Raw genomic sequence first — 25,701 nt, 5'->3', positions numbered from 1 at the left:
GCTAAGAAGAGAAAAGGTGGCATCTGCCACCTTTCGTTAAAGTAAAGCTCAATTACTGCATTTCTTTCATTGCAGAGACCACTGACGGGTCGTTAAGTAGGTTGAACAGTAAGCTTTTTGCTGAAGAACGCTGAGAGTCAGAAAGCTTCTTCGTTGGGTTTTCACGCGTTTGCGTTAGGATGTTTTTGACGAATCGACTGTTGGTACCAGACAACTCATACACAAAACGAAGCGTATCCATCAGTTCATCTTGAGGTAAGCTGTACACCGCCATCTCACAGCTCAGTCCATCCATAGCGAGTAGGTTGTTTACGACCTCGCGTCGCTCAGCATTAAACTTTTCTTTGGCAATGTAGCCGTCGATCAACGCCTGTACACGGTCTGCGATAGCAACAGGTACTTCCATGGTTTTTGTTTCGTAAGTCATCGCTGATTCTACTCCTTCGACTGGGATGTTTTTATCGTCACTGACTAGGCATGAAAAGTGAGTCGATGCCAAAATGTTCAGTCTCGTGACATTGTTTGCCTTACCACTACTAGTCAGGCTTTTCATTTGTTCATAATGACAGAAAAACATTTCGAATAGTAGGGCAACTCGGCGCTCACGTTCTACTTGATAGATTCTTAAGCAATTTTGAACTCGCGAAGAGGTTAAATCCGTACCACACTTTTATTATCATTAATGTGGAGTTTGGACAGATGGAACGACGTGATTTCCTAGCATTGTGCTCTGTGTTTGTTGCTAGCCCGGTACTGGCAAACACAAAACTACAAAAAACGCCATCTCAAGCAGAAGGTCCCTTTTACCCAGTGACGACTATTCCCGTTCGCTCAGATTTGATTATAGAGAGCGATGAAGTCGAAGGTGAAAGCATGAATTTGGTTGGGAGAGTCGTAGATCCTCAAGGCAATCCAATCTCTAATGTGAGAGTTGAGATCTGGCAGTGTGATGGAAGAGGGGTTTATGACCATCCACGGCAACCTAACGTTGAGAGATTCGACAAAAACTTCGCAGGTTTTGGCGCACTTCAAAGTGATGAACGAGGGCAGGTTCAATTTAGGACTCTATTTCCAGTCCCCTACACAGGCAGACCTCCGCACATACATGTAAAACTTTGGCAGAATCAACGAGAGTTGTTGACGACGCAACTTTATCTGAAAGGCAAAACAGGTAACGAGTGGTGGGGCGGAAGTGAGCGAGATTTACTGCAAATGGATGTGAGCAAAGATGCCAAAGGAGAGTGGACAACGCAGTTCCAGTTTGTGGTCTGACGTTGCCCATCTATTTAGCATTTATGCGCCGCTCTGTACGGGTTGATAACGCCCAGGTTTGTGGTTCATCGCCAAGATAAGATTGGTTGCGATAGCACCCAACACAGAGAGTGCAATCAGATAGATATCGACGACGAATAGGGAAAGAACAACGATGGAGCAATCCAGTGCCATTTGCACTTTGCCCGCACGGATACCGAATCGCTCTTGTAAGAACAGCGCCAGAATATTGAACCCGCCCAGGCTCATCTTATGCCTAAAGATGACAAGCATGCCCATACCGATTAACCCACCACCTATTAACGCGGCATATATAGGCTCAATGTGCGAGATCTGAATGACGTGGTGTAAGTGGTCCACAGCGAAAGAGACGATACTAACCGCGATAAAGGTGTTGATGGTGAACTGCCACCCCATGCGGGTGACTGACAAAATATAGAAAGGCAGGTTTAATGCGAAAAATACCTGTCCGAAGCTAAGCGTGGTGACCTTAGTAATAAACAAGGCAAGACCCGCTGTTCCGCCTGTTAACAAGCCAACTTGATTAAAGAAGATAACGCCTAGAGATACCAAAGCACTCCCGAGCGTTAGGGCGAGCAAATTCTCGCGCAGGCTATGATCTTTATCCATAAAGAAAATTCCAATTTATAGACGCCAAAAGGGGCGTGTTGTTACAAATGATTGGCGGCGATGTTAGCCTTCTATGGATACTTATGTCGATAACGTGGCGAATTTTCGATTTTTAATGAGTGTTTCGTTAGATTTACACATGAGGTGGCTAACGAGGCTGTTTTAGCCCCGTCTAGCTTCTACTTCCATACTGCGAAGAATGTAATCTGTCATCCATGCGGTTGCCAATAAACACATCCATACGACAACAACTTGATGGGGTACTTCGACCTTTGACCATACCACCAAGGTTGCAAAGCCAACCGCTGGCACAGTCCAATAGATGAGCTTACTCCAGCGAAAGCCTTTTAGCTCGGATAGGCTTTCAAGTGACGCAATAATACCAGTGATGGAAAGAGCGACGACGATGGTATAAGCCTGATCGGTAAACCATAGCGGTAAAATGAGTGCCAATACCCACCAATTTTGCTTGCGAGAAGTGTTCTTGCGTCTCGCCGCCCACCAGATGACACAAATAGAGACCATTTGAACCAGAGTAATCAGTGGAGAGCCATCGAGTGTTCCGAGTATCTGACTGACCATGATGCCCGTTTGTAAGGCACTAACGATGGCGGCGGTAATGATTCGGACGTTACGGTTGCTGCGTTTTGAGAATGCGACGAAGAGCAGTGGGAACAGCGTCCATTGCGTCACAGATAGAGAGATGGATTGATGGGGTAGCGTGAGCCCGTAACAGAGCATTCCAGCAAGAAGCACAAGTCCACTGGCACCTTTACGTGGCAGTATCCATAGCGCTGGAATGACTAATGCGAGAACAGAGATATCACCATCACTAACACCAATCGCTTTAGCGCAGGTGATGGCGAGTAAAGTGGTGATGACAAAATGCAAAGTAGAAAACATCAGAACCCTCTTATATTAAAGAAGTGAAATCCTTAGTCACAGAAACAGAGCTTTTCGTTTGAATGTAAAACGTAAATGAGGACCTAACCCGAAGGTTAGGTCCATAAAGTAGCGTTAGATCGAAAGTGCTGAGTAAAGCACACCAATCGTACCAAGAGTGAAGATAATAAGTACCGCTTTGCTCGACATTTCACCGTTGTTCTCAGTTGCTTTACCAAACAGACCAAATACCAACGGATGCACCAAGAATGGTGTCGCGAAGATGAAGGTGATCATGCTTGCCGCACTATCGCCAAACATTCCACCTTGTGTTGCCGCGAACAAGCCGAAGTGAGACAGACCAGAAGCTGCTGCCATCGATGCGTGCTCAATAGGCATACCTGCGAAGTGTAGAATCGTGAAGCTGCCGAATACCGCAACAATTTGCCAGCCAAACGAGAACTGCATCAGACCTTTTACTTCAACTGCATGGTCACCATTTGCTTTGCGAAGGTTCTTGGTTGCAAGGTACACACAAGCCAATCCTGCAAGCACGAGAGGCAGTGTCCAACCAACAAGCAACGCGCCACGCTCTGCACTTGCTGCAAGAATAGTAAATACAAAGATATGACCAAGGAATGGAATGTTGATCATGATTGGAGCGCGCGCTGCTGCCGTGTAGCCGAAGTCGCCAGCAGTACATGCACCTGTTAAGCCTGAGTGAGATAAACCACCTGCCATACCTGGTGCTAGGTTACGAACGTGGTTCGCTTTCGCTAGGAAGATAAGGATAGTTAGACCACCAAACATCCAGAACATTTGACCTGCAAAGCCATAAACGATAACGCTTTGTAGACCTGGAATGCTAAATGCTTCAAGCATGTGTGAGCCACCAACCAAGAAAGTACCGGTTAGTAGAACTGGGATGCCTGCAAACAACAGTGAGTTCAGTGTCGGGCCTGCTTTCCAATGTGGAAGCAACATACCTAAGCCAGATGAAATGATCATCGCGAAGAAGATTTGCGGCAAACCAATCACACTAGCAACTAGGTGAGAGAGTCTTAGCGACAACATCATAATGATGACGATCGTCAGAACCTCGACCACACCCTTGAATAGGTAGGTACGCATCTTAGCGACTTCTTTTTTGCTATCGACGAAGATGATGGCAACACCGATACACAGGTACGCCATCGCAAGGTAGGATTCACCCATTGGGTGAGAAGCACTGCGACCTGTTAGTAACGCTGAAATCATCTCGATACCCATCAGCAATACAAACGCGCGAATGATGTATACGAATTGAGTACTCGTGGTGCCAAAGAAAACTTCATTCTTTGCAGGGACAGCTAACACATCAACGTGACCTGTCTCCTTTGAAAGCAGGCGACGGATTTCTTGTCCACCGACAAAGAATGTTGCGATCAAGGCAATGACGGTCGTTTGGCTCAAAAGCACGATAGCTGGGAACTCTTGAAGTCCCGGGGTAGCAAGACCTGTTTTTACAAACAAGGTACCCATAAGCAGACCAAGTACAACGATAACTAAAACAGCTGAGTACTTAGTATTAGCGACGATGGTTCTTGAAAGCAGAACCATGATGACAACAGCCACCATTGAAAACAATAAATGATTAAAAGAAATCAGATATGAAAAGTGTTCCATTAATTACACCAGATAAGTCTTTGAAAATGGCAGCATTAGCGAGCCATAAATTTATGGCGGCGATCCTATAAGAATTCACTGGTGTGATGTACTTCAAAAATGTAACGGCTGAAACATTTAATCATACAAATGAATGTGAGGTCGGTTTCAATTGGTTGTGGTTATCTGTAATATTTTATGAAAGTCCTTAAAAAACAAATGGTAAGCGAAGTTGGCAAATTTGCGTGCTTTTGGGGACTTCTGTTTTTTCGAGGTTTTTGCTCGATATAACGGTTGAATGCGAAGTCGAGTGCATACCTTCATTTGACGTCGATAGATTAGCATCTCACAATGATGTAAAGCATTAATATATGGAGAGCTATGAACTTTCTCGCACACTTACACATCGCAGAGCATTGCAGTAGTAGCTTATTAGGCAACTTATTGGGAGACTTTGTCAAAGGTGACCCAACAAAGCACTATCAAGACGATATTGCCCAAGGCATCATGTTGCATCGATTTGTAGATTCATACACTGACAACCATTTCATTATGAAGCAGTGTAAAACCTTGTTCGACTCTGACTTAAAACGGTTCGCCCCGATTGCGATGGATATGTTTTGGGATCACTGCCTTGCAAAACACTGGTCTCGATTTCATCACCAGTCTCTCATTCGGTTTGTTGATAATGCTGAACTGACCATTAAGCGGACACCTGCACCATTACCTGATCGATTTGTTCGAATGAGTACACATATGTGGCAAGGGCGCTGGCTAGAGTCGTATCAAGAGTTCGATAACATCAAGTTTGCCTTGGAGCGTATGTCCTTGCGTAGCATGCGCATGGCACCATTGGCAGAGTGTGGTGAACAACTTGAAATGCACTATCAAGAATTTTCAGAGTTTTTCAATCAGTTGTACCCTGAGGTGCTAGAGAAGGCAAAACAACAAACTCGCAAGTAGTTAGGCGAGAATAGCATTAACCTAGCGCTTGGTTTCTGTTACACTCGCGACCCTTTTGAATACTTCCTGTTGGCGACGTTATGACAGACAAGACTTTACTCGATACTGCCAGTGAGCAGTCCTCTTTTGATGCTTTTGCATTTAACGATACGTTAAAGCAAAACCTTGCTGACCTAAACTACACGTCGCCGACACCGATTCAGGAAAAAGCCATTCCCTTTGTATTGGACGGCAAAGACATACTGGCAGGTGCACAAACAGGTACGGGTAAGACCGCAGCGTTTGGATTGCCATTGATTCAGCAGTTGCTGGATGAGCCTAAAGCGAGAGAGCCAGAGAGTAAGGTAATCCGTTCATTGATACTCACGCCAACGCGTGAACTGGCTCAACAGGTTTTTGATAGTCTGGTTCAGCTCACCAAATCAACCGATTTAAAAGTGGTTGTCGCGTATGGTGGCACTAGCATCGGTGTGCAGACTAAGAATCTTCGTGGTGGTGCCGACATTCTAGTGGCAACACCGGGTCGTCTCCTTGACCATCAGCACACTCGTAACTTGACGCTCGCCGAGTGTGAATACCTAGTGCTAGACGAAGCTGACCGCATGTTAGACATGGGCTTTATGCCGGACCTTAACCGTATCCTAAAACGGCTACCAAAAGAGCGTCAAAACATGATGTTTTCGGCGACCTTTGAGCAGCGTATTAAAGCGCTTGCGCATCGTATTATGAATCAGCCAGTAGAGGTTCAAGTTACGCCAGCGAACTCGACGGCAGACACAGTAAAACAGATGGTTTACCCCGTTGATAAGAAGCGTAAGCACGAATTGCTTGCCTACTTGATTGGCTCCCGTAACTGGCAGCAGGTCCTTGTGTTCACTAAAACCAAGCAAGGCAGTGATGCACTTGCTAAAGAGCTCAAGTTAGATGGTATTAAAGCGGTGTCCATTAATGGCGATAAGAGCCAAGGAGCACGTCAAAAAGCGCTAGACGACTTTAAGTCGGGCGCAGTGAGAGCATTGATCGCGACCGATGTTGCAGCGCGTGGTTTGGATATCCAACAGCTAGAGCAAGTGGTGAACTACGACTTACCGTATAAAGCCGAAGACTACATTCACCGCATCGGTCGTACAGGACGCGCAGGGCAGGCAGGTCTTGCCGTTTCGCTGATGAGCCACGATGAACAATACTTGTTAGAGGCGATAGAGCGTTTGCTCGACAATCGCTTACCTCAAGAATGGCTAGCAGGGTTTGAACCAAGCCCAGAATCAGAAATAGATCCTGATAGAGCACCACGCCGAAGAGGTCGAGGCGCAGATAAGCGCAAGATGAAGGCGAAACTAAAGATACACGCTAATCGCGGTAAGAAACGCTAAAAAGACCAACTAAAAAAGACAAGCTGAGGCCTGTCTTTTTTGGTTTTTACACTCTACCAACGGAATTTTTTGTCTCATACAATCAGTCTTTTAATGAGAATGACTATTACTTGTTAATTTATGGTTACAATTGTTAACTAGCCATTAAGGGGTAGGCTTGGTTAATATTTGTGCAACCAAGGAGGAGTGTATGAGACGATTTGAGAACATACTATTTGCTACCCAAGGTTTGCCGGGACACAGTGATGCACTGGCGCAGGCGATTATGCTGGCGGCCAACAATCGCGTTCCAGTTAAGGGGTTGATTGCCAGTCCCACCTTTCCAGATGATCTCTCCGAATATCAGCATGCTTATGAGAGCTCGTTGCAAGACTCACTGAACCAAAGCGTGATTAAAACCAAAAATGACGTTGGTCTGTCAGATGATGAGGTGCTTTTTCCGATTGAGGTTCAAAGTAGCGAACAGCCCGCGGTTTGCATCATTAGGCATGTTCTCAACAACCACAACGACTTAGTCATCAAAGAAGCGGAACCAATCACCGATGGTGGCGATGGTTTCAAAGCGATCGACATGACGTTGCTGCGTAAATGTCCAAGCCCGGTGTGGCTTCATAGACCTACCTCCAAGCCCAAGCAGAAACGACGGGTAGCGGTTGCGATTGACCCTGTCGCTACGTCACAGGAACAACATGCCTTAGCCCTGCGGCTGTTAGAACTATCGCGTTCGATCGCGGATAGTTGCGACAGTAGGCTTCATGTTATTTCGTGCTGGCAACACTACATGGAAAATTATATAGACAGAAACACCTGGATCAAGATCGAGCATGAAGATGTGGCGAAAGAAGTTGAAGAAGAGAGAGTTCGACATCAAGACGCGCTTCAAGCTTTGATTGATGAATCGGGAATAAAAGGAAGTATTGTCATCCACCATCTTCACGGAAAAGCGGATGATCAGATTCCAACGTGTGTAAGAGAGCGTGATGTAGACGTGTTAGTGATGGGTACTGTCGCTCGAACGGGTATATCTGGATTTGTGATCGGTAACACGGCAGAAAACGTACTTCAATCGATCCACTGCTCGTTGGTCGCACTCAAGCCGCAGGGCTTCAAGACACCAATAGAAAGCTGAAGCACCTATAACATCTTTGAGAACCAGAGGGAGAACTGAGTTAATCAAGCGTAGTAACACTGACTTGGCAACACAATTTTGTGAGTAATCACAGGAGGATATCATGAAGCACTACTGTCCACATTGTAATACTGAACTGATAGAACGCCATCAAACACACGTTTGCCCAAGAAACGACATAGGTGAATGCACCTACAACGCTTTCGAGTTGATGGAGCAACACAACGAGCTCGTTAAAACCTTGATCGCTCCCCACCCAGATACACTTGCCTCAGGCCCTACCGATAGAGTTTTCTGATGCCATTCTCTTCAGTTTGATGCTGAAAGCTAAATACTGATAACCATTACACCAAGAAAGCTAGTGAGCCTCCGTGTGCACTAGCTACTCGATGTTTACTAGGAGCACAGTGCAGCAAGATGATGAGCAATGGGATAAATCGAGTACCTGTTACGCAGTCCGCAGCAAGGGAAGAACCGCTTTGGATTTTTGCCATCCTACCAGCGGGGGTTCTGGTTGCACTGACTTATTGTTATCAGCCATCAGGATTGAGCTGGACAGTAGCGTGGGTGCCTAGCTTAGGGATTGATCTTAGCTTTAGGCTCACTGGTTTATCTTATCTGTTCGCGGCAATGATCTCTGGTGTCGGCGTAATGGTTCAGCTTTATGCTTATGCCTACTTAAAAGGGGCAAAAGATCGTTGGTTGTTTCACAGCTATCTAACGCTGTTTATGCTCGCCATGTTAGGTGTTGTGGTGAGTGACAACATCCTTCTGTTGTTCGTATTTTGGGAGCTGACCACACTTACTTCCTACCTGCTTATCGGCTTTAACCATGAAAAGGAGCAATCGAGAAAAAATGCACTGCAATCGCTGATCGTTACTGGTGCTGGTGGGCTTGCTTTGCTTGCGGGACTCATCCTATTGGGGCAAGCCGCAGGCAGTTTTCAACTTAGTGTGATCATCTCTGAGCAAGCGGCGATTACACAAGCGCCGATCTACCACGCCTCGATGGTTTTGGTCATGCTCGGCGCATTAACGAAATCTGCTCAGTTTCCATTTCATTTCTGGCTGCCAAATGCGATGGCAGCACCCACGCCAGTCAGTGCCTATTTGCATTCGTCGACCATGGTGAAAGCGGGCGTATTCTTGTTAGCTTTATTGTCACCGGTCTACTCGGAATCAGACGTTTGGTTTTATACCCTAACAACAGTGGGTGGGTTTACCGCTTTATGGTGCGCGCTGCTGGCAGTAAGGCAAACGGACCTCAAACTGATGCTCGCATACAGTACCAATGTAGTGTTGGGCATGCTGGTGCTGCTACTGGGTATCGGTAGCGAACTCGCGTTGGTATCAGCATTTCTGTTGATTATTGCTCACGCTTTTTATAAAGCAGCACTGTTTATGGTCGTGGGCAATATAGATAAAGCGACAGGGACACGAGACATTCGGCTGCTTCGCGGTTTGAAAAGCGTGCTGGTTATATCGTTAATTGCTGCTGCTATTGCGGCATTATCAAAATCTGGTATCCCACCCTTTATGGGGTTCTTGAGCAAGGAGTACATGTACAAGGCGCTACTTGAGGTCAACACATGGATTTTGCTGGTGCTGCTTGTTGTCAACGCACTTATGGTGTCGCTAGCAATGTCACTTATTTTCAAACCGTTTCTTTCTTCAAAACCTCACGGTTCTCAAGAAAAGAGAGCTGCAGTAGCAAAGCCGGTAGAGACGAGTTTCATGCTCTGGATACCGCCAGCCTTACTAGCACTGGGTAGCATCGCTTTACCTGTGTTGGCTCTTGGTTGGCTTAATAGCAATATTGTGGCCCCTGGCGTGCAAACTGTCTCACCCGATCTTCTAGTCGGCGACGTCAAACTATGGCAAGGCATAAACCTTCCTCTGATCCTCAGCGGGCTTACTTTGGGTTTAGGGGTCTTGTTTTACAAGTTATCAGGCCGTGCACAAACATGGTGGGATAGGGGTGGCGTAACAACACCCGTGGCTGACTCTGTGTTCCATCGATTCATGGCATACTTGGTCGGCGTTGCTAAATGGCAAACTAATCTACTTCAACATAAAAAGCTGAGTGGCTACGTGCTCACCTCATTTGCTGTCCTCGCGATCTTGCTGTTCAGTCATATCTCGTTGGGGAATGTTAATTGGTCATCTGATCTTACTGAACTTAGCTATTTCGAGGTCGTCATTGCTGCGATCATGATTGCCTCTGCACTGCTTTGTATTGTTTCGACCTCTCGTCTTTTAGCGGTCGCGTCATTAGGTGTGATTGGCTTTATGACGACATTGGTTTTTATGCTCTACAGCGCGCCGGATGTCGCCAAAACTCTCTTATTGGTAGAGACGCTGCTGGTGGTCTTCGTTGCACTGTTAATGCGCCATTTACCGTTGTTCTCAACCGTTCCTAAACATCCACGTCGACGTCGAGCACTGCACGCAGTCGTCGCTATTTTCATTGGCTTTGCAGTCACTATGTTGCTAGTTACGATCACTTCCCAGCCTATAGATACGAGCTTATCGCAGTTCTTTTTGCAGAGCAAAGTGTGCCTGGTGGTCATGGGCGCAATATTGTGAATGTGATTTTGGTTGATTTTCGTGCCTTCGATACCTTTGGCGAGGTGGTGGTTGTTGTTATCGCGGGGCTATCAGCCGCAAGTTTAGTCAACACAAGCGCTCATAAAATGAACAAGATCAACTCGCTCATTTTCGCCACTACAGCGCACATTGTCGCAGCGCTTATGCTGGTGTTCTCACTCTATCTGTTGCTGAGAGGTCACAACGCACCGGGAGGCGGCTTTATCGGCGCACTTATCGCCGTTATTGGTCTGTCTCTACTTATGTTTGCTGAATCGCCAAGTTACGTAAGGGAACGCTTGTATTACTCACCGTTTGGCATCTCGATGGTGGGCATTGCAGTGAGTGCTTTGTCTGGCGTAATGAGTTTATTAGTGGGTCTGCCGTACCTCACGGGTTTGTGGTGGAAAGAAGTCGTGCCGCTTGGAACGCCATTGCTATTTGATGTCGGTATTTACCTGGCGATTATCGGTGGAGTGATGGGGATGCTGCTACGAGTGAATGAGGAGCTCGACTGATGGAAATACTATGGAGTGGGGTGATAGGTATCTTTGTCGCAGCCGGTATCTACTTGATGTTGGAGCGCCACTATCTGCGAGTTATCTTCGGATTAATACTACTTAGCAGTGCCGTTAACCTAGCAATATTTACTAGCGGTCGACTAACTTTCGGCGTGGCGCCGCTTATCGACGCAAATGACGTATTGCCGCCAGAGGGCTACGCAAACCCATTACCACAAGCCTTAGTTCTGACTGCGATCGTGATTGGATTTGGTTTACTGGTGTTTGCTTTGTTACTGTTTTACCGCTCTTATCAGGATTCAGGGAGTGCAGATGTTGAGCAACTAACCCGCTCTGAGGAGGATTCATGACAGAGCTAGGTTTGACGTTACCCGTTGTCATATCACTGCTGACATCGATACTGACATTCTTTGCTCGACGCCATTTACGTGTTTTGGACTACGTGAGCGGCATCAGCGTCAGCATCACGTTTTGTATCGCGTTAGCTTTGCTAGTTGGTGTGCTCAATGGTGGGCCTCAAGCGGTGGCATTCGGGCAATGGGCAGCACCTTTTGGAATCGTGTTTGTAGCTGATTTGCTCAGTGCCGCCATGGTTTTAGTGACAGCAATAATAGGGGCCGTCTGTGTCTTCTACGCGATGGCCGATCTTAGAGATAAACCTTCATACGGCATGTACCACGTGCTGATACATGTTTTGCTCGCGGGGGTGTATGGCGCTTTCCTCACCGGAGATATCTTCAACCTCTATGTGTGGTTTGAGGTGATGCTGATAGCCTCATTTGGTCTGATGGTTCTGGATGCTGGAAAAGTTCAGGTCGATGGGGCAGTCAAGTATGTGGTGCTTAATCTGGTCTCTACGTTGGTCTTCTTGCTAGCGATAGGGTTATTGTATGGTGCAACGGGCACTCTCAATCTGGCAGATTTACACACCAAAGCGCAAGCAATACCAACCGAAACCCAAGCTCTGCTCTCAGTGTTGTTCTTGTTTGCGTTTGCCATTAAGTCGGCATTGTTTCCGCTCTTTTCATGGTTACCTGCGTCATACCACACTTTGCCGAATGCAGTGGTTGCCTTGTTTGCGGGCTTGTTGACTAAAGTAGGGGTGTACGCGCTTATTCGACTGTTTACTTTGGTATTTCCACTGGCGGAGAGTGGATGGCAACCGCTACTCATATGGGTAGCAGGTTTAACCATGTTAACGGGCGTGTTGGGAGCTGCCGCTCAGTTCGATATTAAGCGCATCTTATCGTTTCATATCATCAGTCAAATTGGCTACATGATCATGGGGTTAGCTATCTACACGCCGTTAGCACTAGCGGGGGCGATTTTCTATATTGTTCATCACATCATAGTGAAAGCCAACCTGTTCTTGATTGGTGGATTTGTCGAGCGCCGATATGGCTCCAGTCAACTGTCCAAGCTTGGTGGTGTGTATAAGTCAATGCCTCTGCTGGCCTTCTTATTTATTATTCCAGCCTTCTCATTAGCAGGTTTTCCACCCTTATCTGGTTTCTGGGGCAAGTTTTTGGTTATCAAAGACAGCCTTCATACGGAACACTACATGCTCGCTGCAACCGCTCTAGTCGTCGGATTGTTGACCATTTTTTCGATGACCAAGATTTGGAGTGAGGCGTTTTGGAAGCCTCAGCCTGAGGAGACGAGATCGGTGACTCTGCCCAAGGCTGTTCAACTCTTGTATTACACCCCCATTATTATTTTGACGTCAACCAGCTTGGTGATTGGCTTCGCCGCAGAGCCGTTTTTTCAATTCGCCATGGGGGCTGCAAACCAGCTTTTAGTACCCAGTGCCTACGTAGATGCCGTGTTAGGAGGCCGATTATGAGTTACTTCTTGCTTAACTTGTTTCTTGCTTTCGCTTGGATGCTTATTAACGGTAGCTACAGCAGCGGTAACTTTGTTATTGGATTTATTGTCGGTTTCTTTGCTTTGCGCCTTAGCCAGCCTTTTGGGTTAAAAACGAGTTATTTCAGCCGCTTTACGGCGGCGCTATCTCTCTTTGTTTATTTTATCTACGAGATGATAGTGTCAGTTGCAAGAGTGATGTGGGATGTCATTACGCCAACGCACTTAAGTGACCCTGACATTGTTTATGTCCCATTGGATGCCACGAGTGACGTGGAAATAACCTTACTTGCCAATATGGTTTCGTTAACTCCAGGTAGTCTTTGTCTCGATGTTACGAAGGACAAGAAGCATCTTGTGGTTCACGCGATGTTTGCACCAAAGCATGAAGAGGTTATCCAAAGTATTAAGCAAGGTATGGAGAGAAGAATATTGGAGGTGACCCGTGGGTGAGTTCGTTCAAATGAGTATCCAGTTTGCCTATGTGGGTTTGTTAGTGAGCTTGGTGTTGTCTTTCGTGAGGCTTGCCAAGGGGCCAACATTGGCAGATCGAGTCGTTGCCTTGGACCTAATAGCGTTCATTACCATTGGATTCATTGCCATAGTGACCCTCGATACGATGCAAACGTCGCTACTTGATATTGCGATTACTTTAGGATTGGTCGCTTTTTTGGGCACAATCGCGTTTGCTCGTTTAATTGTTAAAGACAAACAAGCAGGAGGGTCGTAATGCAAGTGGTTGTCGCGCTACTATTAATATTCGGAACTCTGTTAGTTCTGGTCGCGAGTATTGGCGTTCTGCGCATGCCCGATCTCTATACGCGTATGCATGCTGCAACGAAAGCAGGTACTGTTGGGCTTGCTGCCATACTCTTCTCTGTTGCCTTGTCTATTCATGATTTGACAGTGCTATCACGGGTGATAGGCACTATGGTGTTTATCGTCCTAACTGCACCCGTCGCAGCCCACTTGTTGGGTAAAAGTATGCAGGCCCGCGGCTATAAGATTTGGCGCAATCGCGCAGACGATGCACCGTCGGTAGAACAAGAGACTAGTGAGAAAGGTGTGAACTAGTTTCTGATTGGTTGAGAGCGCTGAACGTGCTTCTAAGGTTTGGTGTGCGTGAAGCGCGGTATGTTGCCTCAAAACATTTCAAGTTAAGGCGATTTGGTATTCTGTTCGAATGGTGCAATAGAGAAATACACTGTTCATTAGCGAGGAGGCTTTCCTTTGCCTTCCATATTCTACGTTCTACCAGATTCTCACACGAGCATCTGGCTCTAAATACATTTTACTGTCTTCAGTGATGTTAAACGCCTCGTACCACTCATCAATATTTCTAACAATACCGTTGATACGGAACTGATTGGGAGCGTGGGGGTCACTGAGGATTCTTGACCTAATTGCTTCCACGGTAGCTTTCTCACGCCAGACTTGTGCCCATGCTAAGAAAAAGCGTTGAACGCCAGTTGTGCCAGCGATCACCGGTGCTTTTCCATTTGGATAGGTGTCTTTGCAATATTGTTTGTATGCTTCAAGCGCGATTGTTAGGCCGCCTAGGTCTCCTAAGTTTTCGCCAAGTGTCAATCTTCCATCAATGTTCAGACCATCAAACTCAAATTCGCTGTATTGTTTATCCAGTTGCGTTGTTTTTACTTTATAGCGTTTACTTGCCGTTCTAGTCCACCAGTCTCGCAATACGCCACGGCCATCAAACATTCGTCCTTGGTCATCAAAGCCGTGGCCAATCTCATGGCCGATAACTGCTCCGATTGCTCCAAAGTTAAATGCCATATCGACATTCGGAGAGTAGAACGGAGGCTGAAGAATTGCGGCGGGGAATACAATTTCATTGGACGTTGGTGTGTAGTATGCATTTACTGTTTGAGGCAGCATATCCCATTCCCAGGAATCAACAGGGTTGCCGACTTTAGCTAATTGTATTTTGGCTGTTCGTTGTTTAATACTCTCAATATTAGAGACCAAACTATTTGCAGAGAACTTAACGTCCGAAGTATCATGCCATTGATCGGGATAGCCAATTTTAACGGTAAATTGATCTAATTTTTGAATCGCTTCATTTTTCGTTTCTGCATCCATCCATTCATTAGCCGCGAAACGTTCAGCAAATGCGTCTTGCAGGTATCCAATAAGTTTCGTCATCTCTTGTTTATTTTCTTTTGGGAAGTATCGATCTGCGTAAATCATACCCAGCTTCTCACCATAGAATTCATCGATGATTCGAAGTGCCGTCTCTTTTCGGGGTTTGTCAGTCGTTACACCATTAAGCACTCCACTGAAAAACTTGAAGTGTTCTGTAGATATTGGCTCTGGTAGGAAGCGAGCGTATGCATTGACATAGTGAAACTCTAGATAAGCTCGTAATGCACCCATATCTGAACCATCAAAGACCTTAGCTAAATGCTGCACGGCACTGTCGGTCATCACAATGATTTTATCTCGAGCTTTCTCACTGAGGCCTAACTCATCAAAATACAAAGCCCATGGAAAATCAGGAGCAAGATCTTGTAGCTTTTTTTGACTCAGAGGGCGGTACGTTTTTTCAACATCGCGCATTTCGGCATTAGACCAATAGCCTTGCGCTAAGACCGTCTCAAGTTCAAAGACTGACAGTGCGCGTTCAGCGGCGTCTTGGTAGTTGAGCGCTTTAAATATCGTGGCGATATAAGATAAGTACTCGTTGCGAATACGGTCCATTTTTTCACCCTTGTCGACGTAGTAAGCGCGAGTCATTGAAAGGCCACCTTGCATAATGTGCAGCCGATTGGTTGTTGGCTCCTTTTCGTCTTGAGAGACCATCATGTCTACAAAAGAACCGACACTAGCTTTCGCCATAAATGCAGCGGCTTCTTCCTTAGTGCTAATAGTTTCAATCTCCTCAAGCGTCTTTTTTACAGGTGAGAGACCAAGGCGATCTATTTCTTCGACATCCATGTAGCTTTTATACAGGTCAACGATGTTCATTTCGTCATGAGTTAGGGCGGATACTTGGGAAGTAATCAGCTCATCGACAATGGTACGTAAATTTTTTTGTGTCTTTAGGTGAACATCCACGAAAGCATTGCGGAATGGGTAGCCTAATGGTATGTCTACATTTGACTCCCAATCTGCGTTAACATACTGGTTGAAGTCAGAGCCGGGGTTTATGTTGTCACTGAGATCTATGGACTGATCACCGTAGGGAACTGTTTGTGCGAACGAACCTGAGCAGCAGGTGGCGATAAGGAGCGAGAGTATTCTTTTATTCATATCATTCATTCTTTTACTAGTGGGTTATTAAAACTATAGGTTATGGAACACTTGGTGAATGCGAACTCATTTCTCAAAAACAAGAATGAGGTGCGCTTTGCTGTAACGGATTAAAATGATTGGTTGTTAAGTCGGTAGCATAACTAGGAACCACCCCCTGAAGGGTGGAATTGAATCTCTACAAAAATAAAGAATTAAAACTTAAATCCGACCGACAATACAACGGAGTCTAGTTTTTCACTTACGACTTTAGTTTTATTCCATTCAGCACCTAAGATAAGATTTCTCATAACATTAAATCGCAATCCTAATCCGTAAGTAAAACCAGAGTCTTTTTGTACTTGGTTATTATACTTCACCTTCCCCCCAATGCCACCCTGCGAAGCCATAAGGTTTAAATGATAGCTGTCCTCGAAATATGTCAAACGTTTTTCCGATTACCCAGTCTGCTTGATAGTCGGTATCGTGTAATGCAAATCCACTCCCATCAATGCTACCATCAAGCTTTGCTGCGGAGACCCGAATGGTGCTGACACCATCGAATTCATAACCAATACGAGCTCCCCACCCAAATAAAGGTTTTGCTTCATGGTCGAAGTCGTGAAGCTTTGCCTCTGTGACAGTTCCATATTTAAGTAGCTCAATATTCCACCCTGTATACTGGTCTGGATCGTCATTAAATGCGTGACATGGTAGCGTAGTTAAGATTAGTAAAGGGACAAGCTTGAGCATAATTAAAACTTAAGACCAGCCATAAGGGTAATCGTATCCATGTCTGAACTGTAGAATTCCCCACGTGACCACTCGGCACCCAATGTGAAGTCCTCAAAAACATTCGCCTTAACACCAATACCATAAGTGTATGAACTTTCTTTATCAGAGAAAGTTTCGCCGCCGCCATTTGCCGAGCCGTCTAACCATGTCCAACCAAGAATGCCATAAGGCTTTATTGACAGAACTTTAGGAAGAACATTAAAGGTGTACCCAGAGTTCCACGCCAATTTATAAGCATTACCGCCAAGGCGTACATTGGTGTGAGTGCCATCATTTAGGTCGCCATCTTGGCGAGAAATGGAAGCGACAAAATCGTGCATACCGTTTAGCTCGTAACCCGCCTGCAGACCCCAACCCATAAGTGGTTGAACCTTTGCTCCGCCCTCCAAGTCACTTTTAGCAGTGTATCCAGTTTTGAGTAGTTCCACGTGTAAACCTGAAAACTGATCCCCGTTTAATCCGGTTTCAGCTGCTTGAATACCCGCCGAAAATAAAAGAGAGAGTGCGATCAATGATTTGTTCATAGTATTTCCTTGAAAAAAATTTATTATCAAATTGTACTGTAATGATTGAATGCATAGGTTTTAATCTATGTCTTGATTTTTAAATTATTAAAAGGGATGATGTTAAGTTACTCTTAATATTAATATCTATATACTGTTCTCTGATTGCTGTTTGTTATTTTAAATGCTAATAATGTAAGAGCCATCATTTGTAGTGTATTGCTCTTTAATAGCTATTGTTTTAAAGTTTAATAAAGCTTACGTTAGAAATTCATACAGTAGAAATTAGATCATTAATTTTGCAGAGAAAACCAACACATCATTGAACAAAGCCACCTCTGTACCAAAATGCTTATAACGAAAAGTTACAGCTGGGGCAAAGTATGGTGTTATACCACCGACTTGAAATCGGTTTTCTTTTTTTGTGTAGCCAGTCATTCCACCCATTTGAATACCCATGTTTATATAGTCATTTATAGCCCATTGAGGATACCATCCTACCCCATAGGCTCTATGTTCAAAACTATTTATCAGAGTAAATGCTTCAAGCTGTTTATAGCGGAAACCAACTATTTGATTGTCTTGATTAAGGCCTTTATTTTGTATGTGATGACTCCAGCCAGAAAAAGTTAAGTCAAAATCATTCACATTTTTAGCGAATGATACGATCGGAAATACGAGAATAGTTAATATTAATAGCAGTTTCATGTGATGCGATTCCTATAAGTAAATGCATTGATTAGTAGTTGGGTCAAAAAACCCAAGTCCTTCACGTGTACACCATTAAGGCTGTCATCCAATGAACGGTCTTTAAATATTGATGCTTTTCTTTGTTTCTAGGTTGCTACTTACTCCCTCGCTACTAGCCAGGATTTGTTCGTCGTAATTTGACGAAGTTTGTACCTGATGTGAGCGCACTTTAGGTAAAAAATTATCGCAATGCAATAACTTTTTACTGAGTTTATGGTTGTCATTAGTAATGATGGTTAAAAATAGTGGGGGGGGGGGGAGAGGAACTAGGGCTACATAAGTAAACCTGTTGCCAGTGTCTTATGAGCTACAAGAGATAGAAACGTGACATCATTACGAGGGTGAGAGGTAAAGGTTGTATATATGTAACACATTGTTTTTGATTAATATTTATGATGAAGTTGGATTTATGCGACTGATTCATATTCTTTGAGACGAAGTGGGTCAAACCTTAGACAGTTTTTTCTTAGGCGTGAACGAGTGCATCTTTGATTGAAATGAATGCCTTTTGCATATGAAAACTAAGATTACATCTGTGAATCATTTTTTGTCTTCTGAATACTCAGCCTGGAATTTAAGTCGGCTTGAATCACTGTTTAGTCTAACTTTTAAGTTGACTGTATGGTTTTAGATGTCAGACTTTTATGAGTATATTCTCTAAAAAGGTTCAAGGTTCAATGGAATCTTCAATAACGAAACTGGCAAAAGTGACAAGAACTGCGATATATGCTTTGGTCGCTTTAGCCCTCATCAGCAGCGTTTTCTTATGGTTTATGGCAACATTAGTCTCACCAAGTTGGATAGATGCCTCTTTCCCTGTTGATATATCTACCCCTATTGGCTTGGAAAGGTCGCTTTGGGGCTTGGTTCCCGCGATGTTACCTGTACTTCAGTTTGCGATGATATTCGTAACTTTAGCTAAGTTGTTTGGTCTTTATGCAGAACAACTGATTTTTGAATTGGACAATGCCAAACTTATCAAACGAGTGGGGATACTGTTACTCTTAACACCTGTAGTTACGGTTATTTCGGACGTTTCGCTGTCGATCGCTCTAACTTATGTAAACGGTGATTGGAGTGTTGAAATCCATCCTTCAGATAACGATTTAACGAGCTTTATTACAGGATTGGTTGTTCTTTGTGTAAGCAGAGTCATGGAGCTTGCGACAAAGATCAACGAAGAAAATAAGCTGACGATATAAGGTCTGAAGGATAGAAGTAATGATAGTATTCAATATTGACGTTATGTTAGCCAAGCGAAAGATGCGCTCTAAAGAGTTAGCTGCTCTCATTGGAATCACCGAACAAAACTTGTCTGTATTAAAAAATGGTAAAGCGAAGGCGTTAAAACTCTCTACGCTGAACGCTCTTTGTACTCATCTTCGTTGTCAACCAGGAGACCTATTAGAGTTTCAACACGACACTGATGAAGAATAACTGATTCGGTGGGGGGAGCTAGTAGAATTTACCTTGATTACTGTGCAAGGAGGCACATGTGCATTTTGTTGGCAATTTGAATGTGGCCACCTGTTTGTTGGTGTTTACATGGTTCGAAGGTGTTACAGCTTCTCCACTTTCTGATGAAGTTGCAGATATTCTTGCTCAAAGGTTTTCTGCAGCCGTGTTGTTGACAGATAGTGAAGCGATCGAGTTTGGTGTAGGCAGTTTTAATCCGAACGATATCGTTAACACGAACAATGAAAACTTAGGTAGTGACCAAGCTCTTGCTGAACGAAAAAACAAGTCTCTATATCTTCTACCTTATAAAAGAACATTCGACTCTAGTAGTTCCAAGGGGGCTCACATCCTTTCTCTGAGAGCGTACTCTCTCAGAACCAAAAGCGAATTTAGCCTATTCGATGACTCGGGGGCAAAGGATGTGCTCGACGAAGCAATTTTGGGGTTGGCCGTGGGTTATGGCTATCGATACAAATGGAATGAGAACTTCAGCGTAACGTCCAAGATTAACAATCATTTTATGCATTACAGTAATCAATTTTCGGCTAATAGCATCCAGTCTGAGAGCATTGAAGTTTTTTTTGATGGTAGCCTTTTTAATACTTCAGCATGGTCGACCATTGTTGAGCCCTCTGTGCGCTTTGAGTACGATGTTCCGGTGGCTTGGGGGGATTGGGCGCTTGCATCAACCTGGAGTTATTTTCGAGGTTATGCTTGGGGACACGCCAATCAGGGGCATATCAGTGAACCTATGGGTTGGTATGTAACAAACCAGCTTACTTGGAGTCGAGATTACTTCGATGGCTCTAGTACTCCCTTTATCGGTTTGAAGCGTGTCGACTTATCAAAGGACCTCCAGAGCGAACTCTCTACCAATCATTACTACGAGATGTCAGTTGGTTGGCTGTTCAATAACCCAGTAGACCTAGACTGGGTGGAAAATGTCGGAGTAGGTATCAACTTGAACTACGGCTCTTCTCTTCGCGGAGGGAGTATTTCACTCTACTACAATAAGTGAGCTTCAAATATGATCACTTAGTAGCCCACCTCGTTCTAAGAGCTTTACCAACAAATGTAAGTTTTGGGTGATACGGCTTTGGTCAACGTTGAAACAACAAACTGGACAGTGTCATGTCGTTCGACTAACCACCTCTATTAATCGCTTCTTCATGGACACTGTTCAATTTAGCACTAGTTGCCCTTCTGACCATGTCCCTCTAATAGGTTCGTTTGTTCTAATAGCGCATCAAATCTCGGATTACCGTGAAGTCCTTCCAAATCGGGTTCTGTGTTGATCAATTCTCGAATCGATGGACTCGCTTCAATAGCAAGCTCTAAATCTTCTATCGCTTGTTCTTCAACACCAAGGCGAGAATACGCGCAGGCTCGCTGATAGAGTGCAGGGCCATTGGTGTTGTCTAAGTCGAGGACGCGATTACATAGACTGAGTGCCCAGTGATATTCTCTAATTTCCATAGCAGCATCAGCCTTATAGGTGAGTGCTTCAAGATCTCCGGGGCGAATCGTTAAGATTTCATCGTAGACATCGATACGCTGCTCAGCGGTTGGCATACTCTGAGCCCTCAACCAAAGGTTATGTATCTCATTGATTCGCTCAATCTCTTTGTTGTTCTCGCTGATGATTCTAGTCTTTCGCTTCAGATCTCGTTCTAGCGCACTAAATTTCTTTTCATATTCGCTCGCAATAGCGTCGAGCCTTTTGTCTGCCATTTCTTTCGTGTTGTTCTTAAATTCACGCAGTGATTGCCATCCAACAAACGCGATTAAAGAAGCTACGCCAGCAATGATGTAGAAGAAGTAGGTGACAGTGACATTGGCGTAGTTCAGTGACTTATCAGCCACTGCTAGCTCTCGGTCAGTGATTTGAACGACTAGTCTTTTCTCAAGTTCTTGTTGGTCTTGTCTTAGTGATTTGAGTTCATCGAGTATGTATCGCTCCATCAGGGGGCGATCAAGCAATTCAGAATCAGAGTATTTTGTGGATTGTGCCAGAGCCGGACCTTGCCAAAGGAGCGTTAGCATTATTGTTATCAAGAGTAATCTCATCTCTTCTTCCCGGTTTTGTGTTTAGTTAGTTTTACTATAGTCAGGTGTTTGTTTAGCACAATGCTCGCGTGATCGTAACATCTCGAAATTACTTAGACATCTAAGTATTATTTCTAGTTTAAAAAGTGTGACTTGCGTCACGTTTTTCATGTTTTCGTTTGATTTTATGCGCAATAAAGCAGTCATAATGATTTATCTAAATGCTTAGTGTACGAAGTATTTAGTAATCAAAAACATTAGAGCACTAACCAAATTGAGGGTGGGATGCAGTTTACTAACAAGGCTATCAAACAGGGTTTGGTTGATACGGAAACGGATCAAAATGAGCAGCTCTGGCGTTTACAAGCACCAAGTGCCGAGGATGGCTTGAAGGTTAACAAGCTGGTGGCACAGACCGAAGCGCTGGATGACAACTCAACGTATTGCAATTTTCTACAGGCAATACATTTCCAAGACACATCGATTGCTGCTTTTTACAAAGGTCGCCTCGCTGGTTTTGTGTCGGGTTATTTGAAACCGAACCAGCCAAGTACGTTGTTCATATGGCAGGTCGTGGTTGATCGCGATTTTCGAGGTCAAGGCGTTGCTAAGAAGATGCTTAGTCGTCTTTTGGAACGCGAGAACCTTCATTCAATCAACGCGATAGAAACCACCATTACGGAAGACAATCTAGCGTCTTGGTCACTGTTTCGTGGGATTGAAAAAGAGAAAGGGGAGCAGGGGAATGTCTCAGTCTTCCTCGATCATGACGTACATTTTGAAGGTCAACACGAAACCGAACATCTCTATCGAATCTTACTTAAAAACACTCACTAAAGGAGATAACTACAGCACTTATTATGGATATTTTTAACAAGCAAGAATCCAACGTTCGCTCATACTCAAACCACTTTCCGGTCATTTTTCACAAAGCTAAAGGTAGCTGGCTTGAAACTGATACGGGTGACAAGTATCTCGACTTTCTTTCTGGCGCAGGTTCATTGAACTATGGGCACAATAATCCAGTGATGAAATTGGCACTGCTTGATTACATCGAAAAAGATGGCCTCACCCATGGTCTTGATCTGCACTCCAACGCGAAAGCAGACTTTTTGCTGGCATTAAAGCAGCACATTCTGCAGCCGAGAGGGCTCATTTACAAAGTTCAGTTTACCGGACCGACTGGTACTAATGCCGTCGAGGCAGCTTTAAAACTTGCACGAAATGTAACTGGGCGTAGCAACATTGTGGCATTTACTAACGGCTTCCATGGTTGCACCAGCGGAGCGCTTGCCGCAACAGGCAACCAACACCATCGAAATGGCGCCGGTACAGGGTTAGCCAATGTCACGCGTCTGCCGTTTGAAGGTTACGCTGACATCGATGGGTTAAAACTACTCAGTACCATGCTCGCCGATAACTCTTCTGGCTTGGACAAGCCTGCTGCTGTTTTAGTCGAGGCGGTTCAAGGGGAAGGTGGGCTTAATGTCGCATCAGATAAGTGGCTCTCGCGACTAGCTGAGATATGCAAAGAAAATGATGTACTGCTCATTGTGGACGACATTCAGGCGGGTTGTGGCCGAACCGGTACGTTCTTTAGTTTCGAAACCTCAGGAATAAAGCCTGACATTGTTACGCTATCAAAGTCTCTCTCGGGCTATGGTTTACCGTTGGCGGTTGTGTTGTTGAAACCACATCTCGATATTTGGAAACCCGGCGAGCACAACGGCACCTTTAGAGGCAATAATCACGCCTTTGTCACGGCGGCCAAAGCGATAGAAACCTATTGGCTTGATGACCAGTTTTCACAGCACATCGGCGGACACGCCAAGACCATCGCAAGTTTCATTGATCGATTACTGGAGCGTTTCCCAAACTATGTGATTCGAAGAAAAGGTAAGGGCTTGATGCAGGGCATTGAGTTTCACTCAGAACGTTTGGCAAAAGAGGTGTCCACAGCCTGTTTTGAAGAAGGTTTGGTGATTGAAACTGCCGGTCCAAATGATGAGGTCGTCAAGTTCTTTTGCCCTCTAACCATAACGGCGGAAGAGCTGGAGGAAGGATTAAATCGGTTTGAGTCCGCGTTTAACTCTGTCATTGCCAAGCACTACAAAAACGCATCATAACGGGGGAAAATCATGATAGTTAGAACATTAGAGCAGTGTCGTGATAGCGAGAGACGCGTAGCGTCTGAGACTTGGGAAAGTTTGAGGATGATACTCAAAGATGACAACATGGGTTTTTCGTTCCACATCACGACTATTTACGCGGACACAACCACGCACATTCACTACAAGAATCATCTGGAGTCAGTGTACTGTATTCAAGGTGAGGGAGAAATTGAGATCGTAGGCGGTGAGACTTATTCAATAAAACCGGGAACACTTTATGTCTTGGATAAGCACGATGAACATTTTCTCAAGGCAAATAAGGGGAAGGAAATGGTCATGGCCTGTGTGTTCAATCCGCCAATTACTGGGAAAGAAACTCATGATGAAAACGGGGTTTACCCCCTCGTTGACTGAGCGAAAACATTTCATCTTTATCCCAATAAACTACAAAATAGGCTAATTATGACTACTTATACCGTAGAGAAAATCGGCGGTACATCAATGTCCGCATTTGACACCGTTCTGGACAACATTCTCCTTCGCCCTGCGACAGAGGGCTCTCTTTACAATCGGGTTTTCGTCGTATCTGCGTACGGCGGGCTCACAGATTCCTTACTGGAGTGTAAAAGAACCGGCAAACCCGGAGTTTACTCTTTAGTTGCAAGTGGTGATGAGCGCTGGATTAACGAATTGGACACCGTTGAGCAACGCATGCTGTTGACCAATGACCATATGTTTGCCGATCCGATGGACCGGATGGCAGCAGACAAGTTTATCCGCTCTCGCGCTTCCGAAGCTAGACGTTGTATCATGCATCTATTAGAGGTGTGCCAATATGGTCAGTTTGACCTCAGCAATTATTTACCAGAAATTCGAGAGTTTTTGGCATCGCTCGGTGAAGTTCACAGTGCTTATAATACTGCGCTGAAACTCAAGTCAATGGGCATCAACGCTACGTTTGTCGACTTGTCTCTTTGGGATGCTGAGACCTTGCCGGAAAGCTTGGAACAAGCAATATCGCAAGCGTTTGAGAAAATAGATATAAAAACTGAGTTACCCATTGTCACTGGTTATGCAGCGTCAAAACAAGGTGTGATGTCGTTATACGACAGAGGCTACAGTGAAATGACGTTTAGTCGCCTTGCTAGCGTTACCAATGCTGATCTGGCTATCATCCATAAAGAATATCATCTGAGCTCAGCTGACCCGAGGGTGGTGGGTGCAGAAAGCGTCAAGCCTGTGGGTGAAACGAACTTCGATGTCGCAGACCAGTTGGCATCTCTTGGCATGGAGGCTATTCACCCAAGAGCGGCTGCTTGTCTACGAGAAAGCGGTATTGAACTGCAGATAAAAAACACATTTGAGCCTGACCACGATGGCACCCTCATTTCAGAACACTACACCTCAGACGATGAAAGTGTAGAAATTGTCGCAGGAAAAGCCAAGGTTCATGCTTTACAGTTATTCGATCAGAGCCACGCTTGCCATATCGATAAAGTGAGCCTGGATTTGATGACAATCATCGAGCCAATGACGCTTGAAGTCATTAGCAAAGAAATGACGGCTAACTCGCTGACTTATTATTTATGCGGTTCTGCTTCAACAATCGATAAGGTTAAGCAGCGGTTAAAAAAGAACTACCCAGAAGCGCAAGTTTCCTGCCGGGTTGTGTCTATGGTGTCGGCTATTGGTACAAGAATAGACTCGACTGAGACGCTATCTATAGGAACAAGAGCGCTCGCAGAGGCTGGTATATCACCCGTTGCTTTGCATGCTCCGGTGCGTAATGTCAGCGTGCAATATGTTGTTGAAGAAGGTGAGTATCAACAAGCGCTCGGTGTTGTACACCAAGCTTTATTTGAGCCAGAAAGAGATGCGTGTGGATTAAAAGGTGTAGCCTAGTTTTTAGTCGCTAACTTAACCTCT

General features: G+C 44.9%; 25 protein-coding genes and 1 pseudogene. 17 read left to right on the top strand and 9 right to left on the bottom strand.

Annotated elements, in window-relative coordinates; translation table 11 throughout:
• Nucleotides 1-52 precede the first annotated feature (52 nt).
• Nucleotides 53-427 carry a hypothetical protein gene (locus AC6I8Y_RS19115; RefSeq protein WP_234497839.1) on the bottom strand — a complete coding sequence of 125 codons (375 nt, stop codon included), beginning with the start codon at nucleotides 425-427 and terminating at the stop codon, nucleotides 53-55.
• 272 nt (nucleotides 428-699) lie between these two features.
• Between AC6I8Y_RS19115 and AC6I8Y_RS19110 the strand changes: the two genes are divergently transcribed.
• Complete coding sequence (locus tag AC6I8Y_RS19110) at nucleotides 700-1,272, top strand: dioxygenase family protein (RefSeq protein WP_498022685.1); 573 nt, start codon at nucleotides 700-702, stop codon at nucleotides 1,270-1,272.
• Between the two features lie 21 nt (nucleotides 1,273-1,293).
• On the opposite strand, the gene AC6I8Y_RS19105 is transcribed toward AC6I8Y_RS19110, so the two are convergent.
• The 3 genes from AC6I8Y_RS19105 to AC6I8Y_RS19095 all read right to left on the bottom strand — a co-directional run bounded on the left by AC6I8Y_RS19105 (nucleotide 1,294) and on the right by AC6I8Y_RS19095 (nucleotide 4,449).
• A complete protein-coding gene (locus tag AC6I8Y_RS19105; protein ID WP_498019049.1) occupies nucleotides 1,294-1,902 on the bottom strand; it encodes a DUF6198 family protein in 609 nt (202 codons plus the stop codon).
• A gap of 162 nt (nucleotides 1,903-2,064) precedes the next feature.
• The gene (locus AC6I8Y_RS19100) at nucleotides 2,065-2,808 is read right to left on the bottom strand and encodes a VP0952 family biofilm-associated protein (protein WP_394151345.1); all 744 of its coding nucleotides are present in this window, start codon (nucleotides 2,806-2,808) and stop codon (nucleotides 2,065-2,067) included.
• A gap of 111 nt (nucleotides 2,809-2,919) precedes the next feature.
• Nucleotides 2,920-4,449: a hypothetical protein gene (locus tag AC6I8Y_RS19095; protein WP_394151187.1), complete on the bottom strand. Its 1,530-nt coding sequence runs from the start codon at nucleotides 4,447-4,449 to the stop codon at nucleotides 2,920-2,922.
• 360 nt (nucleotides 4,450-4,809) lie between these two features.
• On the opposite strand from AC6I8Y_RS19095, the gene AC6I8Y_RS19090 reads away from it, so the two are divergent.
• The 9 genes and pseudogenes from AC6I8Y_RS19090 (at nucleotide 4,810) to mnhG (ending at nucleotide 13,937) form a co-directional block, all read left to right on the top strand.
• Nucleotides 4,810-5,391 carry an acyl carrier protein phosphodiesterase gene (locus tag AC6I8Y_RS19090; protein ID WP_394151186.1) on the top strand — a complete coding sequence of 194 codons (582 nt, stop codon included), beginning with the start codon at nucleotides 4,810-4,812 and terminating at the stop codon, nucleotides 5,389-5,391.
• An 80-nt stretch (nucleotides 5,392-5,471) separates the two neighbouring features.
• Nucleotides 5,472-6,764 carry a DEAD/DEAH box helicase gene (locus AC6I8Y_RS19085; protein WP_498022684.1) on the top strand — a complete coding sequence of 431 codons (1,293 nt, stop codon included), beginning with the start codon at nucleotides 5,472-5,474 and terminating at the stop codon, nucleotides 6,762-6,764.
• A 190-nt stretch (nucleotides 6,765-6,954) separates the two neighbouring features.
• Nucleotides 6,955-7,893: a universal stress protein gene (locus tag AC6I8Y_RS19080; protein WP_498022683.1), complete on the top strand. Its 939-nt coding sequence runs from the start codon at nucleotides 6,955-6,957 to the stop codon at nucleotides 7,891-7,893.
• Nucleotides 7,894-8,412: 519 nt separating this feature from the next.
• Nucleotides 8,413-10,997, top strand: a pseudogene (gene mbhE / locus AC6I8Y_RS19075) (hydrogen gas-evolving membrane-bound hydrogenase subunit E).
• Complete coding sequence (locus AC6I8Y_RS19070; RefSeq protein ID WP_498022682.1) at nucleotides 10,997-11,350, top strand: Na+/H+ antiporter subunit C; 354 nt, start codon at nucleotides 10,997-10,999, stop codon at nucleotides 11,348-11,350. Before mbhE ends, AC6I8Y_RS19070 begins: the two are co-directional and overlap by 1 nt.
• Nucleotides 11,347-12,843, top strand: a complete 1,497-nt coding sequence (locus AC6I8Y_RS19065) for a proton-conducting transporter transmembrane domain-containing protein (RefSeq protein WP_498022681.1) — start codon at nucleotides 11,347-11,349, stop codon at nucleotides 12,841-12,843. Before AC6I8Y_RS19070 ends, AC6I8Y_RS19065 begins: the two co-directional genes overlap by 4 nt.
• Nucleotides 12,840-13,316 (top strand): Na+/H+ antiporter subunit E, encoded by a 477-nt coding sequence (locus tag AC6I8Y_RS19060; RefSeq protein WP_498022680.1) that lies wholly within the window; start codon nucleotides 12,840-12,842, stop codon nucleotides 13,314-13,316. Before AC6I8Y_RS19065 ends, AC6I8Y_RS19060 begins: the two co-directional genes overlap by 4 nt.
• A 10-nt stretch (nucleotides 13,317-13,326) precedes the next feature.
• Entirely contained in the window at nucleotides 13,327-13,593 is a 267-nt protein-coding gene (locus AC6I8Y_RS19055; protein ID WP_394151343.1) for a monovalent cation/H+ antiporter complex subunit F, read from the top strand.
• A complete protein-coding gene (gene mnhG, locus AC6I8Y_RS19050; RefSeq protein ID WP_498022679.1) occupies nucleotides 13,593-13,937 on the top strand; it encodes a monovalent cation/H(+) antiporter subunit G in 345 nt (114 codons plus the stop codon). Before AC6I8Y_RS19055 ends, mnhG begins: the two co-directional genes overlap by 1 nt.
• A 177-nt stretch (nucleotides 13,938-14,114) precedes the next feature.
• Here the strand turns inward: mnhG and AC6I8Y_RS19045 are convergent, their stop codons facing one another.
• From AC6I8Y_RS19045 to AC6I8Y_RS19030, 4 genes are all read right to left on the bottom strand, one after another.
• Nucleotides 14,115-16,133, bottom strand: a complete 2,019-nt coding sequence (locus AC6I8Y_RS19045) for a M13 family metallopeptidase (RefSeq protein ID WP_498022678.1) — start codon at nucleotides 16,131-16,133, stop codon at nucleotides 14,115-14,117.
• Between the two features lie 348 nt (nucleotides 16,134-16,481).
• Nucleotides 16,482-16,865 (bottom strand): hypothetical protein, encoded by a 384-nt coding sequence (locus tag AC6I8Y_RS19040; RefSeq protein ID WP_498022677.1) that lies wholly within the window; start codon nucleotides 16,863-16,865, stop codon nucleotides 16,482-16,484.
• A gap of 2 nt (nucleotides 16,866-16,867) precedes the next feature.
• Complete coding sequence (locus AC6I8Y_RS19035; RefSeq protein WP_394151177.1) at nucleotides 16,868-17,431, bottom strand: outer membrane beta-barrel protein; 564 nt, start codon at nucleotides 17,429-17,431, stop codon at nucleotides 16,868-16,870.
• Between the two features lie 264 nt (nucleotides 17,432-17,695).
• On the bottom strand, nucleotides 17,696-18,118 hold the full coding sequence (locus tag AC6I8Y_RS19030) for a hypothetical protein (RefSeq protein ID WP_394151176.1): 423 nt from the start codon (nucleotides 18,116-18,118) through the stop codon (nucleotides 17,696-17,698).
• 719 nt (nucleotides 18,119-18,837) lie between these two features.
• Here AC6I8Y_RS19030 and AC6I8Y_RS19025 point away from each other — a divergent pair.
• From AC6I8Y_RS19025 to AC6I8Y_RS19015, 3 genes are read left to right on the top strand one after another with little or no spacing between them, the layout of a single operon-like run.
• Nucleotides 18,838-19,362: a DUF2975 domain-containing protein gene (locus AC6I8Y_RS19025; RefSeq protein ID WP_394151175.1), complete on the top strand. Its 525-nt coding sequence runs from the start codon at nucleotides 18,838-18,840 to the stop codon at nucleotides 19,360-19,362.
• Between the two features lie 19 nt (nucleotides 19,363-19,381).
• Nucleotides 19,382-19,597 (top strand): helix-turn-helix domain-containing protein, encoded by a 216-nt coding sequence (locus tag AC6I8Y_RS19020; RefSeq protein WP_394151174.1) that lies wholly within the window; start codon nucleotides 19,382-19,384, stop codon nucleotides 19,595-19,597.
• Nucleotides 19,598-19,655: 58 nt separating this feature from the next.
• On the top strand, nucleotides 19,656-20,636 hold the full coding sequence (locus AC6I8Y_RS19015) for a Solitary outer membrane autotransporter beta-barrel domain (RefSeq protein WP_498022676.1): 981 nt from the start codon (nucleotides 19,656-19,658) through the stop codon (nucleotides 20,634-20,636).
• 173 nt (nucleotides 20,637-20,809) lie between these two features.
• On the opposite strand, the gene AC6I8Y_RS19010 is transcribed toward AC6I8Y_RS19015, so the two are convergent.
• Entirely contained in the window at nucleotides 20,810-21,685 is an 876-nt protein-coding gene (locus tag AC6I8Y_RS19010; RefSeq protein WP_394151172.1) for a tetratricopeptide repeat protein, read from the bottom strand.
• Between the two features lie 264 nt (nucleotides 21,686-21,949).
• Between AC6I8Y_RS19010 and ectA the strand changes: the two genes are divergently transcribed.
• Genes ectA through AC6I8Y_RS18990 form a run of 4 tightly spaced genes read left to right on the top strand, consistent with a single transcriptional unit; the run spans nucleotide 21,950 to nucleotide 25,677 of the window.
• The gene (gene ectA, locus AC6I8Y_RS19005) at nucleotides 21,950-22,501 is read left to right on the top strand and encodes a diaminobutyrate acetyltransferase (RefSeq protein WP_394151171.1); all 552 of its coding nucleotides are present in this window, start codon (nucleotides 21,950-21,952) and stop codon (nucleotides 22,499-22,501) included.
• 23 nt (nucleotides 22,502-22,524) lie between these two features.
• Entirely contained in the window at nucleotides 22,525-23,790 is a 1,266-nt protein-coding gene (ectB, locus tag AC6I8Y_RS19000) for a diaminobutyrate--2-oxoglutarate transaminase (RefSeq protein ID WP_498022675.1), read from the top strand.
• A 12-nt stretch (nucleotides 23,791-23,802) separates the two neighbouring features.
• Nucleotides 23,803-24,189, top strand: coding sequence for an ectoine synthase (locus AC6I8Y_RS18995; protein WP_498022674.1), 387 nt, complete (start codon nucleotides 23,803-23,805; stop codon nucleotides 24,187-24,189).
• 48 nt (nucleotides 24,190-24,237) lie between these two features.
• The gene (locus tag AC6I8Y_RS18990; RefSeq protein WP_498022673.1) at nucleotides 24,238-25,677 is read left to right on the top strand and encodes an aspartate kinase; all 1,440 of its coding nucleotides are present in this window, start codon (nucleotides 24,238-24,240) and stop codon (nucleotides 25,675-25,677) included.
• Nucleotides 25,678-25,701 lie beyond the last annotated feature (24 nt).

The sequence above is a fragment of the Vibrio sp. KUL78 genome, assembly GCF_059725505.1.
This window is presented reverse-complemented; position numbering and strand designations above follow the sequence as displayed.

Coding starts and splice junctions, on each gene's coding strand:
- AC6I8Y_RS19045 (WP_498022678.1), bottom strand. CDS start 16,133: ATGAATAAAAGAATACTCTCGCTCCTTATCGCCACCTGCTGCTCAGGT.
- AC6I8Y_RS19115 (WP_234497839.1), bottom strand. CDS start 427: ATGACTTACGAAACAAAAACCATGGAAGTACCTGTTGCTATCGCAGAC.
- mnhG (WP_498022679.1), top strand. CDS start 13,593: ATGCAAGTGGTTGTCGCGCTACTATTAATATTCGGAACTCTGTTAGTT.
- AC6I8Y_RS19105 (WP_498019049.1), bottom strand. CDS start 1,902: ATGGATAAAGATCATAGCCTGCGCGAGAATTTGCTCGCCCTAACGCTC.
- AC6I8Y_RS18995 (WP_498022674.1), top strand. CDS start 23,803: ATGATAGTTAGAACATTAGAGCAGTGTCGTGATAGCGAGAGACGCGTA.
- AC6I8Y_RS19090 (WP_394151186.1), top strand. CDS start 4,810: ATGAACTTTCTCGCACACTTACACATCGCAGAGCATTGCAGTAGTAGC.
- AC6I8Y_RS19035 (WP_394151177.1), bottom strand. CDS start 17,431: ATGAACAAATCATTGATCGCACTCTCTCTTTTATTTTCGGCGGGTATT.
- AC6I8Y_RS19025 (WP_394151175.1), top strand. CDS start 18,838: ATGGAATCTTCAATAACGAAACTGGCAAAAGTGACAAGAACTGCGATA.
- ectA (WP_394151171.1), top strand. CDS start 21,950: ATGCAGTTTACTAACAAGGCTATCAAACAGGGTTTGGTTGATACGGAA.
- AC6I8Y_RS19065 (WP_498022681.1), top strand. CDS start 11,347: ATGACAGAGCTAGGTTTGACGTTACCCGTTGTCATATCACTGCTGACA.
- AC6I8Y_RS19060 (WP_498022680.1), top strand. CDS start 12,840: ATGAGTTACTTCTTGCTTAACTTGTTTCTTGCTTTCGCTTGGATGCTT.
- AC6I8Y_RS19040 (WP_498022677.1), bottom strand. CDS start 16,865: ATGCTCAAGCTTGTCCCTTTACTAATCTTAACTACGCTACCATGTCAC.
- AC6I8Y_RS18990 (WP_498022673.1), top strand. CDS start 24,238: ATGACTACTTATACCGTAGAGAAAATCGGCGGTACATCAATGTCCGCA.
- AC6I8Y_RS19010 (WP_394151172.1), bottom strand. CDS start 21,685: ATGAGATTACTCTTGATAACAATAATGCTAACGCTCCTTTGGCAAGGT.
- AC6I8Y_RS19095 (WP_394151187.1), bottom strand. CDS start 4,449: ATGGAACACTTTTCATATCTGATTTCTTTTAATCATTTATTGTTTTCA.
- AC6I8Y_RS19020 (WP_394151174.1), top strand. CDS start 19,382: ATGATAGTATTCAATATTGACGTTATGTTAGCCAAGCGAAAGATGCGC.
- AC6I8Y_RS19110 (WP_498022685.1), top strand. CDS start 700: ATGGAACGACGTGATTTCCTAGCATTGTGCTCTGTGTTTGTTGCTAGC.
- AC6I8Y_RS19070 (WP_498022682.1), top strand. CDS start 10,997: ATGGAAATACTATGGAGTGGGGTGATAGGTATCTTTGTCGCAGCCGGT.
- AC6I8Y_RS19085 (WP_498022684.1), top strand. CDS start 5,472: ATGACAGACAAGACTTTACTCGATACTGCCAGTGAGCAGTCCTCTTTT.
- AC6I8Y_RS19030 (WP_394151176.1), bottom strand. CDS start 18,118: ATGAAACTGCTATTAATATTAACTATTCTCGTATTTCCGATCGTATCA.
- AC6I8Y_RS19080 (WP_498022683.1), top strand. CDS start 6,955: ATGAGACGATTTGAGAACATACTATTTGCTACCCAAGGTTTGCCGGGA.
- AC6I8Y_RS19055 (WP_394151343.1), top strand. CDS start 13,327: ATGAGTATCCAGTTTGCCTATGTGGGTTTGTTAGTGAGCTTGGTGTTG.
- ectB (WP_498022675.1), top strand. CDS start 22,525: ATGGATATTTTTAACAAGCAAGAATCCAACGTTCGCTCATACTCAAAC.